Origin of the sequence: uncultured Cetobacterium sp. (assembly GCF_947038635.1) — a bacterium.
Classification (GTDB): domain Bacteria; phylum Fusobacteriota; class Fusobacteriia; order Fusobacteriales; family Fusobacteriaceae; genus Cetobacterium_A.
On the sequence record NZ_CAMQXC010000152.1, the window covers coordinates 1 to 4,696 of the forward strand.

Here is a 4,696-nt window from a genome sequence, read left to right on the forward strand (position 1 = left end):
ATACTAAATAGTATCGGTATTTACTCTGATCATGTCTTTTACTCATTATTCAAATACCATTTTGCTCAAGAGTTAAACTTAACTACAAATGGTAATAGTAGAGTCTTAACAATTGGAGAACAAGGTTTTAATAGAGTTGATGAACTTGAGAAATTTATTGAAACAGAAGGAAAAATTCTTGAAAAAAGTTATATTCAAGAAAAACTTAATTATTCAAATGTTTCTTTAAATAATGCTATTGATAATTCAAATAAAATTATAAGTTTTGATAGATCTTTCATCGGATTAATAAATTTTGTTCAAATGTCAAAAAATGAAATTGAACTTTTTAAAGAACTTGTTATTTCTAATGATAATGATGGAAATATATCTATTCCAGAATTAATAAGTAAAATAAATCTTAATAAAAGTTTTAAAGCTTTCATTAAGAAAAATAACATAAATAAATACTTTATCGCTTCTTTAGTTAGATATTATTTTCCTGAATATAAGGGTGGATGTAACTTACTTAGTAAAAAAAGTATTACAAAATGATTAGAGTCTGGTTAAATCTAGACTCTTTTTTCTTTTTATCTTTTAAACTTCTTGAAAATTTAACTAAAATGATATAATATTTAGTTAAGTCGTATTTTTGGAGTATACCTATGAAATTTTTAATTACTGATTATTTTTTTAAAAGTATTCCCATTGAAAAAAATAAAAAAGTTCTTGATAAACTTTATTTTTTTTATAATACAATTAAAAATTATAAAATTTTATCTTATAATCTTCCTAAAGGTTTTTGGATAAAAAAAATTGCAGGAACTAACTCTCTTTATGAATTTAGAGTTGATAGTGGTGACCGTATTTTTTTTCTTCTTAATAGCTTTTCAAGAGATGATACTGAAGGAAATCTTATTTTCTTAATCTACTCTTCTCACGATATGGCTATAAAAAAAGCAAAACGAAAAGAGATTAATGAAAGCTCTTTAAAAGAGTTCATAGTCTTTGATCAAGAAGATAATATAGAATCTATTGATGAAAATTTCTTTAACTATAACAATCTAATTACATATGAAATTATTGACGATTCTCATTTTAAAGAAAATTTTTATAACAAAAAATATAAATATTATTATTTAAATGATGAACAATATTCATGTCTTGTAGATTTACCTCCTCACTTTATTGCTGGAAGTGCAGGAAGTGGTAAGAGTACAATAACTTTAAGAAAACTTTTAAATTTAGAAGAAAATCATGAATTTTATAATATATCAAAAATTCTGTATTTAACAGCAAATAGATATTTAAAAGACAACTCTTTTGAACAATATTTAGAATTCCGAAAAGAGGGGAAAAAAATTGCTGATTTTTTTACATTAAAAGAATTTATATGTCAAAAATTACAAGTTTCATCAAAACAAGTTGTTGAGTTTAATAAATTTAAAGAATTTTTTCGTCTTTCTTATCCTAATAGAAGAAAATTTAATCTCTCTATTGAAGAGATTTATTCAGAAATAAATGGAATTATTAAAGGTCTTATGATTAAAGGAAATGCTGATAATTGGAATAGAGATTTAAATCAACGTACAATATCGTTAGAAGATTACTTAAATTTAAGTTCTAAATATTCAACACTAGATAAAGAAAATCGAATATTTTTTTATGAGGTATGTTTAAAATATAACCAATGGTTAGATGATAACAATCTCTTTGATTTAAATGATCTTTCTCTAACTCTTTTAAAAAAAGATATTCAGTTTGATTTTATTATAATTGATGAAGTTCAAGATTTAACTGAATTACAAATTTTTGCTTTAACTTCTCTTGTTAAAAATAAAGAAAATTTATTTCTAGCTGGAGATATTCATCAAATGATAAATGCTACTTTTTTTAATTTTGAAAGAATGAAAAATCTTTTTTATTCTAAATATAATAAAAAAGTTAATATAAAAATTCTTTCTAAAAATTATAGAAGTTGTAAAAAAATTGTAGATTTAGCAAATTATTTTGCTGAACTTAGAAGTTCATATATTGGAAATTTAGGTAGTGACGATTACAAAGAAATTGCTATTCAAAAAGATGGTGAAGTCAATTTAACTGGAATAAATCTCCCACTCTTAGAAAAAGCTCAAAATGATGCTAATACAGCTATTGTTGTTTCTGATGCTAAAACAAAAACTGAACTTCTTGAGCAGTTGAACAATAAACATAGAGTTTTTTCTATCCAAGAGATTAAAGGATTAGAATATAGTAATATTATTTGTTATAACTTATCATCTACTTATAAATCTCAATGGGAAAAAATCTTTTCTAAAACTACTAAACATGATCAAAAATATAGAAAATATTTTAATATTTTTTATGTTGGAATAACTAGAGCACAAGAAAATCTAATTATTATGGAATCTAATATTGAAAATAATAAAGTTTTAAAAGAACTCCATAATTTCTTAACACCTAATAATAATATTAATATAACAAAGAGTACTAATGGTATTCTAAATGAAAAAGAAAATTGGTTAAAAGAGGGAATTAAACTTTATAAATTAGAACAATTAGAAGAAGCTCAATATGCTTTTGAAAAAGCGGGAGAGCCCACATGGATTTTAGAAAGAGATCTTGAAAATGATATATCACAGCTTAATTTTAGAAATGCAATTACAAAACTTTCTAATAATTCCTTAAAAAGTAAAGAGGTTTTTTATAGAAAACTAATAATTGATACTGCTATTGAAAACAATCTTTTTTTCACCGCCGCTGAGTGTAATCGTAGCTTTGGAATAGCCTATAAAGATAAAGAGATTAAAGAAGGAATTAAAAGAGGCATCTCAGAAAATCGTTATACTCAAAAAGAACTGCAAAAAATTATTCAACTTTATAAAGAAAGAAAGGATTCTAATTTTGTAGGTGATCTTCTTTTAAAAATGAAAAGATTCAATGAAGCTTTAATTTTTTATCAAAATTTAAATAATATTCTTGGTGTTAGATTAGCTCGTTGTGGTATTTTAGAAGATTACTTTAAAAATCTTCCTAATTTTCAAGATAAAGTTGCAGAGTTAGATGAAATTATTTTAAATAAAAATATAAATAGCTTTGATAAAAAAGATAAATTAACTGCTTTACATAGGGCTCTTTTAGTTAAAACTGACCCTATACTTTTTGAAATGATCATGTACTTAGGGGGAAATCTAAATACCTTTGTTAAAGGTAAAGAGCTCGTACCTTTTTATTGTTTATACACTATGAAATTATCTAAAGAACTTCAAGCAAAATTTTTAGATATTTTTATTAAATTCAATTTTAATTTTAATAATAAACTATTTTTCCCAATGTATTTAAAAAATGTCTCTATCTTTAAACTCTTAATACATAAAAAAGTTCTTGATTTAAATATTTATCAAGATACACTTGATGAATTAATTAATAATTTAGAAGATATTTCTAATAATAGCTTAGAAAAAAGGAAATTAACTTTATATAAGAATATAATAAAAAACTACAAAAATAAAAAGGAGAATTTATGAACAAGAAGCAAAACTTACTTAGAACAACTTTAGGCTCTGTCTTTATGGAAAGTGACCTTATGGGAGGACTTGTAGGAGAAAACAGACTAATCACAATCTCTGGAAAAGTTAATAATCCAGGTATCTACGAAATTCCTGAAAATGCTACTCTAAAAGATATCTTAGATATTGCAGGTGGAATGAAAAATGGAAAAGATTTTAAAGCTGCTCAATTTGGATTACCTTTTGGTGGGTTCGCCACTAAAGAGTCGCTAAATGAAATTGTTGATTTTGACCATTTTTTTGATTCAAAACATCCAAAAGCACTAATCGTTTTATCTAACGAAAGTTGTATTGTTCAATTTGCTAAATATTATATTGAGTTTATTTTAGGAAAACTTTCTAAAGGAGAATACAGAGAATATCTTATTGCAAAATTTGAGATAGAAAGATCTTGGAGAGTTTTAGATAGAATCTCTAAAGGTAAAGGTAATATGAGAGATCTTTATCTTTTAAGACAACTTTCTAAAAATATAAAAGAAACTACTCAACAAAAACATAATTTAATAGAGGAAGCTATTGATGCCTTTTATCATGAATTTGAAGAGCACATTGAAGAACACAGATGTTACACTGGAGAATGTCCTCAATTAGTTAAGTTTAGAATTACAAGTAAATGCATTGGATGTACTGCTTGTGCTAGAGTTTGTCCAGTCCATTGTATTGAAGGAAAAATAAAAGAAAGACACCGTATTGATATAGAAAGATGTACTCACTGCGGTCAATGTGTTGCTGCTTGTCCAGTAAACGCAATTAATGAAGGAGATAACAGTTTGAAATTCCTTAGAGATTTATCTACGCCAGGTAAAGTTGTTATCACTCAAATGGCACCTGCTGTTAGAGTTGCTTTAGGTGAGGCTTTTGGATTTGAAGCTGGAGTTAATATTGAGAAAAAAATAAATGGTGCTCTTAGAATGCTTGGAGTAGATTTTGTTTTTGATACTACTTGGGCAGCTGACCTTACTATAATGGAAGAAGCTACAGAGTTCCAACAAAGATTAGAAGCATTCTTCAAAGGCGATGACAATGTTAGATTACCTATACTTACTTCATGTTGTCCAGCTTGGGTTAAATTCATTGAACAAAGCTATCCAGATACTATCGCTTATACACATCTGACGCTGCCGACGATACTCCTTGTGTAGATCTCG

Annotated in this window: 2 protein-coding genes; both read left to right on the forward strand. The window is 25.6% G+C overall.

Annotated elements, in window-relative coordinates; all coding sequences use genetic code 11:
- Positions 1–534 (forward strand): hypothetical protein (locus Q0V08_RS10795; RefSeq protein ID WP_297434659.1); only part of this gene is annotated, 534 nt, incomplete at its 5' end.
- Between the two features lie 110 nt (positions 535–644).
- Complete coding sequence (locus Q0V08_RS10800) at positions 645–3,506, forward strand: UvrD-helicase domain-containing protein (RefSeq protein WP_297434661.1); 2,862 nt, start codon at positions 645–647, stop codon at positions 3,504–3,506.
- Positions 3,507–4,696 lie beyond the last annotated feature (1,190 nt).

Coding starts and splice junctions, on each gene's coding strand:
- Q0V08_RS10800 (WP_297434661.1), top strand. CDS start 645: ATGAAATTTTTAATTACTGATTATTTTTTTAAAAGTATTCCCATTGAA.